We start from the raw sequence: 14800 nt of genomic DNA on the forward strand, positions 1-14800 counted from the left end.
TTAGGGCGTGGTTTTTTCAAAAATTAAAGTGACTCTATCTTCTTTCGGAGGAATATTAATTAAAAAGTCTGCATTCCAAAATTTTTCTTTACCCTGTAAAGCAAAAATTTCCATATAAGTGCCTACGCAAGAAATATTCATAATATCATTTTGTCCAAGAATAGTAATGTCATTAGTAGGACCTTTATAAGAATCCAACGAATACGAACGTAAACGCGGACCATCTATAACTTGACAGCTATTTCCTTTACAGAAAATAGAAAAGGTCGTTGCAGGAGTCTTCTTATCGAAAATAGCATCCACTCGACATTGCTTATCAGAAACGGTTATATGACAAGATAACGGAACATCTGCATAAGAATCTTGAATATAAGAAAATCGTGTATTTCTCGGATGAGGTATTCCTGTAGAAGAAAGAAAAGAGATTTCAGTAATTTCAGAAGATTTTTGACAATAAAACTCTTTGGCAACTCCGCAGCCTCCGAAGTAACAGCAATCACTAATATCTCCAGAACACGGTCCGTAGGCAATAACACCCACATCTCCCGAGTAATAAGCTCCAAGACTACTTTGACATCCAGAGGCTGCTACAAACGCAGACGAAGATCGAGTCCTTTGCATCCAAAACCCTAAAGCAGGATCCATAAGGTCATACTCAGGGAGAATTTGGATCCCCAATTGCAAAAGAAATGATTGGCTTAATCCTGTTTTTTCTTTTAGAGGTCGAGAGTATTCCTGACTCCAAAGCGAAGGAAATACTACTCCCTGATGATCAAACATGGCTTGTTGAAAACTCCCTATTTTAGAGACACACGCCCGAATTTCTTCATAAAATTCTGAAATCTGTAAAATGAGTAAGCCGAATTCTGCATGTTCAGCAGGATACGGCAACCCTCTCCAGAGAAAGCCTCCACGAGAAAATAATTCTACAGCTCCCGATCCATGCTGTTGCATATTTAGAAAATTTAAGCCTAGATCCTCACCCTCTTCTAAGGCAATCAGAAGATAAACAGCCCGAGCAATATCGTGAATCTTTAGTAAAGGATGGTAACGAAAAGTTTTAAGGACAGACTTTCTTAAAGCTTTATCTTGGCAAGCATAAATAAACTGTTTTACTTGTGCATCAAAATTTAAATTTTGGGACACTTCTATACATTTTTGCAACCCAGACTGTAGTCCCATTATCACGTATAATTTGATCAGAAAAGCACTGTGTCAAACGATAATAACAAAAAAATTTAGAGTCAAGTCTGTAAGAACTCTATAACTTGACTCTAATAACCGATGACAGAGAAGATTACGCAAATTAATGCTTATTAGGAGTTTCTATTAAGCGTTTCATTCTTTTTCCTGGAGTAAACTTCACAGCGCGTCTAGCAGGAATATGAATAGGGACTGCTGCATTCTTGGGATTACGCCCTACCTTGGGTTTTCTTTCTACTACTTGTAAAACACCGAAGTCTCTAAACTCCAACCTGTCACCCTTGACTAAGGCGTCAGTCATTTTGTCTAGAAAATTCTGAATCACAGTACGTACGTGATTAGGATGAATTTTATGATCTTGTGAGATCGTGCTGATTAGTTTCTTCTTTGTCATGGTAGCCATGTTAGACAATGCCTCCTATTAAAGTGCCCTAAAGTAGCTCGTTGAGTAACGGTAAATAATAAACTTTTGAAGTATAAGCTCATCATATCTATTCATCCTTTGGATTCAAGACATTTTTTAAAAAATGCGCAATCACTATAAACCATATGGATTAATACGAATAACTATATTTCTAGCAGCTAAGGAAATCCTTTTTATCTTAAAAACATTCCCTAAACCTCTAGCATGTGCATCAAACACGTGACTTCTTTAATCTAACTTGGTAAAGTGCTATTCCTTGCGTCCTCGTAGCTCAGCAGGATAGAGCGGTTGCCTCCTAAGCAGCAGGCCATGCGTTCGAATCGCATCGAGGACGATTGTTTACCTGTAATTCCTAAATCTTAACTTGCTTGTATCTGTAATTTACGTATTTTAACGGTACTCTGTTTTGGTTTCTGACAACTAGATCCAGAAAGAAAGTTGTGAACGCCTTCAGCGATGCCTTTTGCTATATGCATACGATAACGAGTATCTTGTAAAGCAGCGCGTTCACGAGGATTAGATAAAAACCCAGTTTCCACCAAGACTGCTGGCATAGAAGTATCTCTAATTACAACAAAGTTTGCAGTTTTCAAACCTCGAGACTTCAAGATGCCATTTTTCCCCATAGCATTTAAAATATTCTGACCCAATCCTTCTGACATACGATTCCTAGACATGGAACCATTCTTACCGTTATAAAAATAGACCTCTGTCCCAAAGGCAGTAGTATTTGAAGAATAATTGCAATGGATACTAACAAAGACATCAGCTTGACCACGATTAGCCAAAGCTACTCGCTTCCCCAAATCAACATATACATCAGAAGATCGAGTAAGCTGAGGCTTATAACCCATCCGCTTAAGGTAACTTTGAACTGCTAAAGCAAGAGATAAAGTAAGGGTTTTCTCTTCGTAATGAAATTCCTTACTTGCTGTGCCTTGATCCTTTCCTCCATGACCAGGATCTATAAATACAATCTCACTGCGTCGTACACGTTGCGGAGGATTGGGTGTTTGCGCAAAAATAGGGTTACTACCTAACACACATAAAGCAAAAAAAGAGAGTTGTTTAGACATGGGAAGCAAGCACCTCACAAACAGTTTGCTTATCATCAAAGGCAACTGTTTGATGCTTAAATATTTGGTAAGCTTCATGCCCTTTTCCTGCTACTAACACTATATCTTTATCTGAGGCAATAGACAGAGCATAGGTAATTGCTTCTTTTCTGTCGATTTTGATACAATAGTTTTTTGAATAAAATCCCTGACAAATCTCATTTATAATATCTTCAGGAGACTCGCCTCTAGGGTTATCTGAAGTTACAATAGCAAAACCGTAACGCTCGACAACCTGAGCCATTAACTTACGTTTGCTTCGATCTCGATCTCCCCCACAACCAAAAACAACAATCAACCTTCCCTCTTTAGGAAGTAGTTCACTTAATCCTGTTAAAACATTGTCGAGAGCATCAGGAGTATGCGCATAATCAATATATATGGGACAGCGACCTATAAGCACGGGATCAAGACGACCTGGAGGAGGTTGACAATGGCCTATTTTTTCTAGCAGTTCAATAAGGTCGCAATTCAAAGTTGCATGAACTGTAGAGATTGCAGCAAGCATATTATAGACATTATGTTTGCCAATAAATAGGGAAGAGCAGGCAAATTTCTCTTCACGATGTATTAAAGTATATTTAGTTTCGAAGCAAGAAAGTTGAATGTCGGTCGCTTGATAATCAGCTCGGGTTTCTATACCATAGGTTACAATTTTTGCCGATGTGTTCTCAGTACATGGCAACGCATACGGAGAGTCCGCATTGACTACAGCAAGCCCTGAAGATGGTATGAAAGAAAAAAGCTTCGCTTTTGCTTCAACATAAGTTTCAAATGAGCCGTGAAAGTCGAGATGATCAAGAGTAATGTTTGTTAAAACTGCCGCATCAAAATTTGTATAGGCCACCCTACCTAAAGCCAGTCCTATAGAGGAAACCTCCATAGCCACAGCCTCTCTATTTTGACGCACCATAGTCGCTAGATATTTCTGTAGGAGAGCGGGTGTAGGAGTAGTAAATCCATCTTTGATTACCCCTTCTCCCAAAATATGTTCTATTGTTCCTAAAAGTCCACAAGGCTTTTGATAGCTATCCAACAGAGCTTTAATTAGAGATACTACCGTAGTTTTTCCATTCGTTCCTGTAACCCCTATAGTATACAGCTTATTTGAGGGATAGTCGTAATATTTTGCGGAAAGCTCGGCTTCTAACTTATCTAAATAAGGAGTAATCACTTGAACAATGGGAAGGAAGGGATTGTACAACGAGGACAAAACAGCAATAGCTCCGTTATCTACAGCATGAGCAGCAAAATCATTCCCATCATAATGTCTTCCCTTATGGGCAATAAAGACATCCCCAACACCAACACAACGGGAATCACGTGTTAAGTTGCGCACTTCGAAAGGACGAATTTTCCCATAAATTTTGGCTTGAATCCCTTGGAGCAATTCTTTTAAATCCATTTACACTCCAAGAATCATCAAAAAACAATTTTTTTCATAAAAAGCCTTCTAAAGACACGCTCTTTCTACGGCGGTTAAAAACACATTGTTAAGGACTGTTATACAGAATTTCTTTACTCTTGGGCCAGAAAAAATTCAATCCGAACACTATACAAGTAATCACAAAAAACTGTCCATAAAGTTCTTACTTACCTCCAAATAAAAATTCTCTAAATTGTTTCATTGACCCAGGATTGTTTACGAATCCCAAAGACAATAAAAACCATATTTTCCCAAATAACCAAACATTTAGAGAGTAAAAATGAGTCATTGAGTTGTCTTGTAAATTTGACTACTATTAACCTTGTTATTATCAACAACATCTTCAAGCAGTACCTAAGTTGATAGGTATACTCGATGATCACTTTAGGGCTAGAAGAGTAAGGATCTTAATACTTTTAAATGATAATGATTCTTGTGAATAAAAAGTCTTAAACTCTGTTAAGAAGATTTATAATACATTTTAAACGATTGGTTTTCGTTTACGATAGGATCCTTCTGACTACCATTTTTTATCAGCCTTACCATCAACAAAAAATCAAATTAAAAAATTTAATAATCAAAAATTTATTATGATTTAATAATCGAACTTTTTAATAAAAGCGTTTTAACTTATAATTTTAACGAAAAATAATTTATTAAAACAAAAGTTATTATTATGAGTAATTTTGTGTTTGCTTCAGAAACTGCTAACTCTCTCCAAAACCGTTTGCTCGAGTACTTAGACTCTTACTTCTTCTTAGGAGGAGAACGCACTAGAATCCTTTCCATAGATTCTTCAGGATATGGCATTGCTGTACGTGAAAATGTTGATGTATCTACTTGCGTAAAGATCTTAAAGATTCTATCCTTTTTATTTTTGCCTCTATCGCTCATTGCTTTAGCTCTACGTAGTCTATTGCGCGCGAATTTCAAAAAAACATGCCGTATTCTCTACATATCTTCAGTAATTTCTCAACAACTGCCCGAAAAAGTTTTAGAGCATCCAACAATTCTTAAAAATGCTCTCTTGAATGCTCCTGCGGGATTCTTCTATGTCCCAGGTAAGTATCAGAATGTCCTAATAACACAGAATGATTCGGGTGAGATTTCTGAGCTATACCTATCAGTGAATATAGAACGTATTCTTGACGATTTAGATCTTTCGTCTCTATTGTGGGGATCTTCTTTCGTACAATCCTTATATACTTATGAAGGAGAGGAGAGTATCGAACTAAACAACATCTTCTATACAGAACATACCTTAGTAGATAATAGTAGACTAAGTAAGAATGTCCTCGGATACGCAAGTAAGCGAATTTTAGCAAAAATGCTACTAAACCAGATCTTTAATAAAGGAATGTTAAACCAGGGACTAGCACGGGATCCGCATGTATCTGCAGATCAACAAAGATGCATTTTCTTTGATACGCAACCTAAAGAAGGGTTTTCTCTATTTCCCGATGTCTTCTTCAATATGCAGAAGATAGGAGACCGAGAAAAACTAGGATGTGGGTATGTAATTCTGGGCCGCTTAGAAAAACTCGGAATCCAACCAACATTTGTTAACGAAGAAAACGGATTTAGCGTTCGCTGGGGAACTACTCCTTCATCGGATTCCGAAATCTTTATTCTACCTACTGATGATGAAAGGCCATTATGCGATGATCTTCTTGAGGAATAACCGTTCAATAGGTTAACAGATTTTTTTCGAAATTGACTCTAAACTTGTTATCAAAAAGCTTAGAGTCAATTTTCAAGGTTTTGCCAATCTATTTCTTAGTCTATAGAAACCCAAAAGAATATTCACCTGGAGGGACGATTCCATTCTTCATAAAGTTTTCTTAACTCAGTAGCTTCTTGATTATAGTTCCTTGTTTTATTATCTCGAGGGATTCCTAGATAAACAAGCGTACGATCAGCAACTCTAGAAAAAACAGGTGCTGCACAACGTCCTCCCATATAATTTTTGGTACCATCAGCTCGTACGCCGTATTCAGGATCATCTATAGAAACGAGCATTACCAATGGCGGACAATTTTGCCCAAAGTTTTCTACAGGAGTAAAACCAATAAAAGAAGCAATATGACGATGTTTATCATATCTTCCATGAATCATCTTTTCTGTAGTCCCTGTTTTTCCTGCACTAGAGTGATGCTTAGGTGCAGCTCGAAATCCTGAACCTCCTGGGACAGTTGTGAAGCGCATTGCGCGCACAACCTCTTTAGTGATTTCTTCTGAAAAGATTCTTTTCCTCTCTTTAGGGAAAAAACTTTGCTCCTCTCCCGAAGGAGAAACGATTTTTTTAATTAATGTCGGTCGTACAGCATATCCACCGTTAGCAAGAATAGCATATGCCTGTACCATTTGTACCCCTGTTGCTAAAACATTGTATCCCATAGCTAATGAATACGGAGTAGATAACGACCATTCTGGAGCACCATTAATATGAAAGCGATTAGGAGAAGGGACTAAACCTGAGGCCTCACTAGGAAGCTCTACACCTGTTTTTTTCCCAAAACCAAGAGCAAGTAGTTTTTGTTGGTACCAAGATACGCCTAAAGACTGTACAATACGATCGGCCAATTGAGCTACATATACATTGGAAGATTTCTGAATTGCCATATACATGTTCAACCGAGAATTTCTAGAGATATCTTTGAGAGGAGATCCTTTACGTCCAGGAAATATTGTTCGGGTAACATCGATAGGCTCTTTAGGGTCAAAAATCTTTTGCTGTAATTGTCGTTCCGCTTCTTCATTAGCTTGTAGAGCAATCGCTACAGTTAAAGGTTTCATAATCGATCCAGGTTCGAATACATCACTTACAAAGGATACTTTGGTATGTTCTATGCGTTCTTTGTTATTAAAGTATTCTTTATAATTTGTGGGATCGAAGAAAGGATATTGGGCAAGAGCTAAAATTTCTCCAGTTTGAGAATTCATCAGAATTAACCTACCACCCTGAGCCTTAGCTTCTAAAACTCCCCGCTCTAATTCTTCTTCTGCGATGGTTTGGATTACAGGATTTATTGTCAGATAGATATCAGATCCATCTTTAGGCATTTTTATCACACGATCCATATCCAAGCGGTTCAAAGGAGAGCGCAGTAATTTTCTTTCTCCAACTTCTCCTTCAAGAAGGTGGTTGAAGTAAGCCTCTAAGCCTCCTGTAGGGAAGGCTTTCCCTGTCTTTTCGTCTTTAACTTCTCTTAGAGTATGCAAAACCTGACCAAGAAGCTTCCCAAAAGGATAGGAACGTTGATAATCAGTAATGAAAAATAAAGCATTCGCGGGTAGCCGATGTTGTACTGCAAATCCTTTCCACCAAGCAGATAAATGATCATGGATAGAAATATCTAACAAAGGGTAGAGTTTACAGTATCGAGACTTCTTATCTAGCTTTCGATAAAGCTCCTCATAAGTACCGTCCTCTATAAACTGGAGTATTCCTTGAACAACTTCATCACGATGACATTCAGGTATCGCTAGAGGATCTGCACAAAGATGAAATTTTGTAATATCGATAGCAAACGGTTGTTGGAGATCAATATCTCCTTTACGTAAGGTAGTGTTAGCAAAGAAGGTTCCTCTCCGAAAAGGATCACGAACATAAAATTCGTGTTGCCCTATGGCTTCTGCAGCCCAGCGGTCTCCTTCACAAATTTGAATTTTATAATAGCGCAAGACTAAAAGAGCATAGAGAACAAATACCCCCAAAACAATCAGGATCAAACGCTTACGGTAACTCATAGGACAAAATATAAATGTTTTCTTCCGAAGGATATTCCAAATACTGGTATTCGGGAAGAGTAGCTATTTCCATTAGATGATCTGGCCTTTCTATTCTATCAATTAGAAAATGTAAGGAAACATTCCGCTGTTCAAGCTGACGTAAACGTATGGATAAAGAAGGAATCTCAAGTCGTAATTTTGTAAGTGTGTTCTGCTTGTTAATATAGCAATAAAAGAGGCTGCCACAAAAACATAGACAACAGAGTAAACGTAGAAAACGACTTTTGTTCATGGGGAAGCTTTTTCAAAACATCGTAGCTTTGCTGATCGCGATCTAGGATTTCTGCGTACTTCTTGATATGAGGGCATAACGACTTTCTTTGTAATAATCTTTCCTAAGCCAGAAGCTTCGGCCTCTCTGAAAAACCATTTTACAGGACGATCTTCAGAACTACAAAAAGAAATAATGATAAGCCGACCTTGAGGAGCCAACCAGGATATAGCGGATTCTAGCAAACTTTTCAATTCAGAATCTTCTTTATTCACATAAACACGTAGAGCTTGAAAAATCAAGGTAAGTGGGTGGATTTTTTTACGCAAGCGATAGTGAGGAAAAACACCAACGAGAGCTTCTTTCAAATCTTCCACCGAAAGAATTTTCTTATACTTACGAAAATGAACTATAGCTTTAGCAGCAGATTTCCACTGAGGCTCTTCACCATGTTCACGAAATATCCTACCCAGTTCTTCTTCCTTTAGAGAATTGAGGACATCGCTTGCAGAAAGCCCTTTTGTTTGATCCATGCGCATATCTAAATCTTCTTTTCCTCCTTGAAAACTAAATCCTCGGGAGAGATTATCAAGTTGCATTGAAGAGACTCCTAAATCAGCCAAAACTCCATCATAAAGCTTTTCTGGAGAACGTTGGGCAAGATCAGAGAACGAGGCATGGGAAAGTCGTATTTTATCCTCAAATGTCTTTAAGCACTGTGCCGCAATTGCTAAAGCTTGGGGATCTCGATCTGAGCCATCGTAGTAAATTAGAGAAGGATAGGTCTCAAGAAAAGCTTGAGCATGCCCTCCAGCTCCTAAAGTCACATCTCGAAAAGTATGTGGAGGACGCTCAGCAAATAAAGATACACATTCATCAACTAATACTGGAATATGTGCAGGTTGGGACATGCTTGTTTCCTAAACTCTTGCCATGAAGAAAGGGAAAATATACATCATTATATAGAAAGAAGAAAGTCTTCCCTTCACTTAACATTTTTAGATTGACCACCCCTGAGTGACAAGATCAATTTCAAGAAAAAAGCTTTTGGATAGTAGAATGTTTCTTTAGAATCCCTCAAATAAATAGAAAGATCCTTTCTCCCCATCAAGACTATTGACTTTTTCCTAGGTCGTACTATCATCTAGAGAGAGACGGTTTTTAAGGCTTTACGATGGTAGAAATTTTCAATTATAGCACTTCTATATATGAGCAGCATGCTTCTAATAACAAAATAGTCAGTGACTTTCGTAAAGAAATTCAAATGGAGGGCATATCAATTCGTGATGTTGCCAAGCATGCTCAAATTTTGGATATGAATCCGAAACCCTCTGCCTTAACTTCTCTTTTACAAACGAATCATAAGTCTCATTGGGCATGTTTTGCCCCCCCAAATAATTTTTATAAACAGCGTTTCTCAACTCCCTATCTTGTTCCTTCTTTAGGATCTCCTGATCAACAAGATGAAGATATAGAAAAAATTTCGTCATTCTTAAAAGTTTTGACTCGGGGGAAATTTTCTTATCGCAGTCAAGTTACCCCATTTTTATGCTATAAAGAACAAGACAGAGATCATGATAAAAACGAAGACGAAGACGAACATGAAGATCCCAAAGTTCAACAAGGAAAGGTTCTCTTAAAAGCCTTAGACCTCGGTATCAAATCTACAAATGTTATGATAGACTATGTCATCTCTCGTATTTTTCAATTTGTTCAAGGCTAATTTATGTTGGATAATGAATGGAAAGCAATTTTGGGTTGGGGGGATGACGAGTTAGAAGAACTCAGAATTTCAGGCTACTCCTTTCTTCGCCAAGGCCATTACTCTAAGGCAATTCTTTTTTTTGAAGCTTTGGTTATCCTAGATCCCTTAAGTATTTATGATCACCAAACTCTTGGAGGTCTCTATCTCCAAATTGGAGAAAACAATCGAGCGTTAGCTATCCTAGACCAAGCCCTGCGGATGCAAGGAGATCACCTGCCTACACTTTTAAATAAAACGAAGGCTCTCTTTTGCTTAGGACGTATTGAAGAAGCTTCAGCAATTGCTACTTACCTTTCTTCTTGTCCCATACCAGCAATTGCTAATGATGCTGATGCCTTACTTATGAGTTACAGTAAAACAATCAAAAAAGATCCTGCATTCACTCGTTAATTCCTTTATTTTTGTTTTAACAATTATAGACACATAAGGAATCACCTGTCATTTATTTCATGCTTTGCTAGAGAATTTTATAATAGTCTTTTCCCTTGATTCTTCGTTCATGATTGCTTCGCGAAATCAACGATCCAATTTGCCTTAAAACCTAGTAATCGGTAGAGTTATTTTAGCGGCAGAGCATGCCGTGTTTACCTGTAGAGGAAAGATACAAGCTATCCGTTTTGCACAGGAATTACTGATAATTCGGGCTCCAGTCTTAGGAAGGAGAGCCTTGTACTTTGGTGTAACAAAGATATCAATTAATAGCCGAAATACAATGCAATTCTCTTTTTCTTGATTAGGATAGATTGATTGTATTCGGAGAAGTTTTACAAATAAAGAGAGCAGCATGTTAACCTGTAACGAGTGCAGTACTTGGGAACAGTTCGTAAATTATGTTAAGACACGCTGCTCAAAAACAGCTTTTGAAAATTGGATTTCTCCTATTCAAGTTCTTGAAGAAACTCAAGAAAAAATACGATTAGAAGTTCCAAATATTTTTGTCCAAAATTACCTCCTTGATAACTATAAAAAAGATCTTTGTTCTTTTGTTCCGCTAGACATTCATGGAGAACCAGCTTTAGAATTTATAGTTGCGGAAAACAAAAAAACTTCTTCTGTACCTGCTTCTCAGAAAGAATCTAATGAAAGCCTTACAGAACTGTTTGAAGAAGTTAAAGATTTTGAACTAAAGCTTAATCTCTCGTATCGCTTTGATAATTTTATTGAAGGCCCTTCAAATCAATTTGTTAAGTCTGCAGCTGTTGGAATTGCTAGCAAACCAGGTCGCTCTTATAATCCTTTATTTATTCATGGTGGTGTAGGCTTAGGAAAAACGCATTTGCTCCATGCTGTAGGCCACTACGTAAAGGAACATCATAAAAACTTACGGATCCATTGTATTACTACAGAAGCTTTTATCAACGACCTTGTCTATCATCTCAAGTCTAAGTCGGTTGATAAAATGAAAAATTTCTATCGTTCCCTAGATTTACTACTCGTTGACGATATCCAATTTTTGCAAAATCGTCAAAACTTCGAAGAGGAATTCTGTAACACCTTTGAAACTTTGATCAATCTTAGTAAACAAATTGTAATTACTAGCGACAAACCTCCGAGTCAACTCAAGCTTTCTGAACGTATTATTGCTAGAATGGAATGGGGACTCGTTGCCCATGTCGGTATTCCTGATTTAGAAACTCGAGTAGCTATTTTACAACACAAAGCAGAGCAGAAAGGATTGCATATTCCCAATGAAATCGCTTTTTTCATTGCTGACCATATTTATGGTAATGTCCGTCAACTTGAGGGTGCTATCAATAAACTCACTGCCTATTGTCGCCTTTTTGGAAAAACCCTCACAGAAACTATAGTCCGAGACACTTTAAAAGAGCTTTTCCGCTCTCCAACAAAACAAAAAATTTCTCTAGAAACGATCTTAAAAAGTGTAGCTACAGTATTTCAAGTGAAACTCAATGATCTTAAAGGAAACTCGCGATCCAAGGATTTGGTATTAGCTAGACAAATTGCTATGTACTTAGCAAAAACTCTGATTACAGACTCTTTAGTTGCCATAGGCACTTCTTTTGGTAAGACGCATTCAACAGTACTTTATGCTTGTAAAACTATAGAGCATAAATTACAAAGTGATGAAACTCTTAAGCGTCAAGTAAATCTTTGTAAAAATCATATTGTCGGTTAGCCTAGGAGGCCTCACATGTTCCGTAGAACAGGTAAAGATCCTTTTGAAGATGTGCAAACACTTTATCAAGAAGAAACTTCTACTCTTTCGAATTACTCCCCATACTCAAGGTCCGAGCGTCCAGAAACTCCTCCAAGCCTATTTGATAATCCTAAAGCTTCCGAAGCTCAACCTTTAAACCATAGTTTACCAAAAGATCCTCCTCTTCCCCAATGGTCTTCTACTTCAAGAACAGAATCTGTCCTTTCTCTTGAAGAACCCGAAACTACTTTAGGAGAAGGTGTCACCTTTAAAGGAGAGCTTGCATTTGAACGTCTTTTACGCATTGATGGAACTTTCGAAGGGATCTTAGTATCGAAAGGCAAAATTATCATTGGTCCAAAGGGAGTTGTAAAAGCAGATATCCAATTGCAAGAAGCTATCATCGAAGGTGTTGTAGAAGGAAACATTACAGTGTCAGGAAAAGTAGAACTCCGAGGAGGCGCAGTTATTAAAGGAGATATACAAGCTACAACATTATGTGTTGATGAAGGTGTACGTATCCTTGGTTATCTTGCAGTTTCAGGGATTACTGACAATCTGGAGGAAGAAAAAGACTTATAGAGACTACAGGAGAGGAAAACTCTTCTAAAATAGCTTGAAACCATTGTTGAGATAAAGGATATTTAGATAAAAAGCAGATCTTATTTCCTTTAGGAAGTTGTTTTATTTGTCTTTTTTTAGGATAGCATGGCCATAGGGAAATCATAGAAAGCTTTTCTAGTTTAGCAACTTCTGTTACGATTTCTCTAGAAATCGTTGATACTATGTAGACAATGCACGTCGGCATGTTATCTAATGAGGCTAATTCAGAGGCTATGCGTTTAGAGAAAAACTGTATAGCACGCCATTTACCTGCACAAGCATAAGAATATATTGAAAGAGCTGTTTTTGAAAAGAAATACAAATTGCAGGTTCGAAAATGACACGAATTAATTTCAGAAACACAAAGATTATGAAAACAATGAGTGCAAGGCTTTTCTCTATTTTCTATAACAAGTTTTTGTAAACAATTTGAACAAAAATATGCCCCTGGAGTGTGGCAGCCGTAACATAATTTTGGAAAAAGCAAAGATGAAAATAACATCTATATCATGAAAATTTTTATTCCTAAAATTTAAAACAATTTGCTACGTTTTTGAACGTGTAGAAGTCTTAACTTTTCTCTCAATCATAATGCTCAAAAAACTCATAAATTCTCTTTGGAAAATTTGTCAACAAGATAAATATCAACGTTTTACTCCTATTGCAGATGCGATTGATACATTTTGTTACGAACCTATTAAAACCCCTTCCAAGCCTCCTTTCATCCGTGATTCTGTAGATATTAAGCGATGGATGATGCTCGTTGTAATTGCTTTATTTCCTGCTACATTTGTTGCAATTTGGAATTCAGGACTTCAAGCTATTGTCTATGGCTCAGGAAACCCTACTCTGATGGAGAAATTCTTACATATTTCAGGATTTGGTAGTTACCTATCCTTTATTTTTAAAGAAACCGATATTTTCTCGATTCTTTGGGAAGGATTTAAGATTTTTATTCCACTACTTACCATTAGCTATGTTGTTGGGGGGACCTGTGAGGTGATCTTTGCCGTTGTCCGAGGACATAAAATTGCAGAAGGCCTTCTTGTCACGGGAATCCTTTATCCCCTTACACTTCCTCCGACAACTCCTTACTGGATGGCAGCTTTGGGAATTGCCTTCGGTATTGTGATTAGTAAGGAGCTCTTTGGAGGAACAGGGATGAACATCCTAAATCCCGCCCTATCAGGAAGAGCATTTTTATTTTTTACATTCCCAGCAAAGATGAGTGGTGATGTGTGGGTAGGAAGCAATCCCACAATGATTAAAGATAGCTTAATCAAAATGAATTCGACTGCAGGAAAAGTCCTCGTAGATGGATTTTCGCAATCTACATGCTTACAGACCTTGAATTCGACACCTCCCTCTGTAAAACGTCTGCATGTAGATGCTATTGCAGCAAATATGCTTCATATCTCTCATGTCCCCACTCAAGATGTTATCAATACACAATTTGCTCTATGGACAGAGACTCATCCTGGTTGGGTATTAGATAAACTCACCTTAACACAGCTTCAAACGTTTGTTACTGCACCGGTTACAGAGGGGGGATTAGGTCTTCTTGCTACACAGTTTGACTCTGCCTACGCTATTACTGACGTCATCTATGGTATTGGAAAATTCTCTACAGGGAATCTCTTTTGGGGGAATATTATAGGCTCCCTAGGAGAGACCTCGACGTTTGCCTGTCTCTTGGGTGCAGTATTCCTTATTGTTACAGGAATTGCTTCCTGGAGAACCATGATGGCCTTTGGTCTAGGAGCATTTTTCACAGGATGGCTCTTCAAGTTTATCAGTATTTTGATTGTAGGGCAAAACGGAGCTTGGGCTCCTGCTCGATTTTTTATTCCTGCCTACCGACAATTATTTCTTGGAGGGCTTGCTTTTGGCTTAGTCTTTATGGCTACCGATCCAGTCTCCTCTCCTACTATGAAATTAGGAAAATGGATTTATGGCGTTTTTATAGGATTTATGACTATTGTTATACGACTAATCAATCCTGCGTATCCTGAAGGGGTAATGTTAGCGATTCTCCTTGGCAATGTCTTTGCTCCTCTTATCGATTACTTTGCTGTTAGAAAATATAGAAAAAGGAGAGTCTAG

Annotated in this window: 14 protein-coding genes and 1 tRNA gene; 7 read left to right on the plus strand and 8 right to left on the minus strand. The window is 37.7% G+C overall.

What is annotated here, in order from left to right; all coding sequences use genetic code 11:
* Both C834KP_RS01885 and C834KP_RS01890 read right to left on the minus strand, forming a co-directional pair.
* On the minus strand, positions 1-1182 hold the full coding sequence (locus tag C834KP_RS01885; RefSeq protein WP_231911698.1) for a hypothetical protein: 1182 nt from the start codon (positions 1180-1182) through the stop codon (positions 1-3).
* 124 nt (positions 1183-1306) lie between these two features.
* Positions 1307-1606, minus strand: coding sequence for an HU family DNA-binding protein (locus tag C834KP_RS01890; protein WP_108896511.1), 300 nt, complete (start codon positions 1604-1606; stop codon positions 1307-1309).
* Positions 1607-1887: 281 nt separating this feature from the next.
* Between C834KP_RS01890 and C834KP_RS01895 the strand changes: the two genes are divergently transcribed.
* Positions 1888-1961 (plus strand) — tRNA-Arg (locus tag C834KP_RS01895).
* 25 nt (positions 1962-1986) lie between these two features.
* Here the strand turns inward: C834KP_RS01895 and C834KP_RS01900 are convergent.
* Both C834KP_RS01900 and C834KP_RS01905 read right to left on the minus strand, forming a co-directional pair.
* Positions 1987-2781, minus strand: a complete 795-nt coding sequence (locus C834KP_RS01900) for an N-acetylmuramoyl-L-alanine amidase family protein (protein WP_108896512.1) — start codon at positions 2779-2781, stop codon at positions 1987-1989.
* Positions 2696-4147 (minus strand): UDP-N-acetylmuramoyl-L-alanyl-D-glutamate--2,6-diaminopimelate ligase, encoded by a 1452-nt coding sequence (locus tag C834KP_RS01905; RefSeq protein ID WP_108896513.1) that lies wholly within the window; start codon positions 4145-4147, stop codon positions 2696-2698. The genes C834KP_RS01900 and C834KP_RS01905 overlap by 86 nt, the downstream gene beginning before the upstream one ends.
* Before the next feature lie 697 nt (positions 4148-4844).
* Here C834KP_RS01905 and C834KP_RS01910 point away from each other — a divergent pair.
* The gene (locus C834KP_RS01910) at positions 4845-5849 is read left to right on the plus strand and encodes a DUF648 domain-containing protein (RefSeq protein ID WP_108896514.1); all 1005 of its coding nucleotides are present in this window, start codon (positions 4845-4847) and stop codon (positions 5847-5849) included.
* A gap of 122 nt (positions 5850-5971) precedes the next feature.
* Here the strand turns inward: C834KP_RS01910 and C834KP_RS01915 are convergent, their stop codons facing one another.
* Genes C834KP_RS01915 through rsmH form a run of 3 tightly spaced genes read right to left on the minus strand, consistent with a single transcriptional unit; the run spans position 5972 to position 9082 of the window.
* The gene (locus C834KP_RS01915; protein ID WP_108896515.1) at positions 5972-7918 is read right to left on the minus strand and encodes a peptidoglycan D,D-transpeptidase FtsI family protein; all 1947 of its coding nucleotides are present in this window, start codon (positions 7916-7918) and stop codon (positions 5972-5974) included.
* Positions 7905-8192, minus strand: coding sequence for a hypothetical protein (locus C834KP_RS01920; RefSeq protein ID WP_108896516.1), 288 nt, complete (start codon positions 8190-8192; stop codon positions 7905-7907). Before C834KP_RS01920 ends, C834KP_RS01915 begins: the two co-directional genes overlap by 14 nt.
* Positions 8189-9082 carry a 16S rRNA (cytosine(1402)-N(4))-methyltransferase RsmH gene (rsmH, locus tag C834KP_RS01925; protein WP_108896517.1) on the minus strand — a complete coding sequence of 298 codons (894 nt, stop codon included), beginning with the start codon at positions 9080-9082 and terminating at the stop codon, positions 8189-8191. The genes C834KP_RS01920 and rsmH overlap by 4 nt, the downstream gene beginning before the upstream one ends.
* 263 nt (positions 9083-9345) lie before the next feature.
* Between rsmH and C834KP_RS01930 the strand changes: the two genes are divergently transcribed.
* The 4 genes from C834KP_RS01930 to C834KP_RS01945 all read left to right on the plus strand — a co-directional run bounded on the left by C834KP_RS01930 (position 9346) and on the right by C834KP_RS01945 (position 12676).
* A complete protein-coding gene (locus C834KP_RS01930) occupies positions 9346-9894 on the plus strand; it encodes a DUF5399 family protein (protein ID WP_108896518.1) in 549 nt (182 codons plus the stop codon).
* A gap of 3 nt (positions 9895-9897) precedes the next feature.
* Positions 9898-10326: a type III secretion chaperone gene (locus C834KP_RS01935; RefSeq protein ID WP_108896519.1), complete on the plus strand. Its 429-nt coding sequence runs from the start codon at positions 9898-9900 to the stop codon at positions 10324-10326.
* A 394-nt stretch (positions 10327-10720) separates the two neighbouring features.
* Positions 10721-12073 carry a chromosomal replication initiator protein DnaA gene (gene dnaA / locus C834KP_RS01940; RefSeq protein WP_108896520.1) on the plus strand — a complete coding sequence of 451 codons (1353 nt, stop codon included), beginning with the start codon at positions 10721-10723 and terminating at the stop codon, positions 12071-12073.
* Between the two features lie 15 nt (positions 12074-12088).
* Positions 12089-12676, plus strand: coding sequence for a bactofilin family protein (locus tag C834KP_RS01945; RefSeq protein WP_108896521.1), 588 nt, complete (start codon positions 12089-12091; stop codon positions 12674-12676).
* On the opposite strand, the gene C834KP_RS01950 is transcribed toward C834KP_RS01945, so the two are convergent.
* Positions 12642-13199, minus strand: coding sequence for a hypothetical protein (locus C834KP_RS01950; RefSeq protein WP_108896522.1), 558 nt, complete (start codon positions 13197-13199; stop codon positions 12642-12644). The genes C834KP_RS01945 and C834KP_RS01950 overlap by 35 nt on opposite strands.
* 89 nt (positions 13200-13288) lie before the next feature.
* Here C834KP_RS01950 and C834KP_RS01955 point away from each other — a divergent pair, with 89 nt between their 5' ends.
* Positions 13289-14800, plus strand: coding sequence for a Na(+)-transporting NADH-quinone reductase subunit B (locus C834KP_RS01955; protein ID WP_108896523.1), 1512 nt, complete (start codon positions 13289-13291; stop codon positions 14798-14800).

Source organism: Chlamydia serpentis, assembly GCF_900239945.1.
Classification (GTDB): domain Bacteria; phylum Chlamydiota; class Chlamydiia; order Chlamydiales; family Chlamydiaceae; genus Chlamydia; species Chlamydia serpentis.

What these genes read in the sequence shown, in the direction of transcription:
- C834KP_RS01885 (WP_231911698.1), bottom strand. Translation starts at nt 1,182, where the DNA reads ATGGGACTACAGTCTGGGTTGCAAAAATGTATAGAAGTGTCCCAAAAT.
- C834KP_RS01890 (WP_108896511.1), bottom strand. Translation starts at nt 1,606, where the DNA reads ATGGCTACCATGACAAAGAAGAAACTAATCAGCACGATCTCACAAGAT.
- C834KP_RS01900 (WP_108896512.1), bottom strand. Translation starts at nt 2,781, where the DNA reads ATGAAGCTTACCAAATATTTAAGCATCAAACAGTTGCCTTTGATGATA.
- C834KP_RS01905 (WP_108896513.1), bottom strand. Translation starts at nt 4,147, where the DNA reads ATGGATTTAAAAGAATTGCTCCAAGGGATTCAAGCCAAAATTTATGGG.
- C834KP_RS01910 (WP_108896514.1), top strand. Translation starts at nt 4,845, where the DNA reads ATGAGTAATTTTGTGTTTGCTTCAGAAACTGCTAACTCTCTCCAAAAC.
- C834KP_RS01915 (WP_108896515.1), bottom strand. Translation starts at nt 7,918, where the DNA reads ATGAGTTACCGTAAGCGTTTGATCCTGATTGTTTTGGGGGTATTTGTT.
- C834KP_RS01920 (WP_108896516.1), bottom strand. Translation starts at nt 8,192, where the DNA reads ATGAACAAAAGTCGTTTTCTACGTTTACTCTGTTGTCTATGTTTTTGT.
- rsmH (WP_108896517.1), bottom strand. Translation starts at nt 9,082, where the DNA reads ATGTCCCAACCTGCACATATTCCAGTATTAGTTGATGAATGTGTATCT.
- C834KP_RS01930 (WP_108896518.1), top strand. Translation starts at nt 9,346, where the DNA reads ATGGTAGAAATTTTCAATTATAGCACTTCTATATATGAGCAGCATGCT.
- C834KP_RS01935 (WP_108896519.1), top strand. Translation starts at nt 9,898, where the DNA reads ATGTTGGATAATGAATGGAAAGCAATTTTGGGTTGGGGGGATGACGAG.
- dnaA (WP_108896520.1), top strand. Translation starts at nt 10,721, where the DNA reads ATGTTAACCTGTAACGAGTGCAGTACTTGGGAACAGTTCGTAAATTAT.
- C834KP_RS01945 (WP_108896521.1), top strand. Translation starts at nt 12,089, where the DNA reads ATGTTCCGTAGAACAGGTAAAGATCCTTTTGAAGATGTGCAAACACTT.
- C834KP_RS01950 (WP_108896522.1), bottom strand. Translation starts at nt 13,199, where the DNA reads ATGTTATTTTCATCTTTGCTTTTTCCAAAATTATGTTACGGCTGCCAC.
- C834KP_RS01955 (WP_108896523.1), top strand. Translation starts at nt 13,289, where the DNA reads ATGCTCAAAAAACTCATAAATTCTCTTTGGAAAATTTGTCAACAAGAT.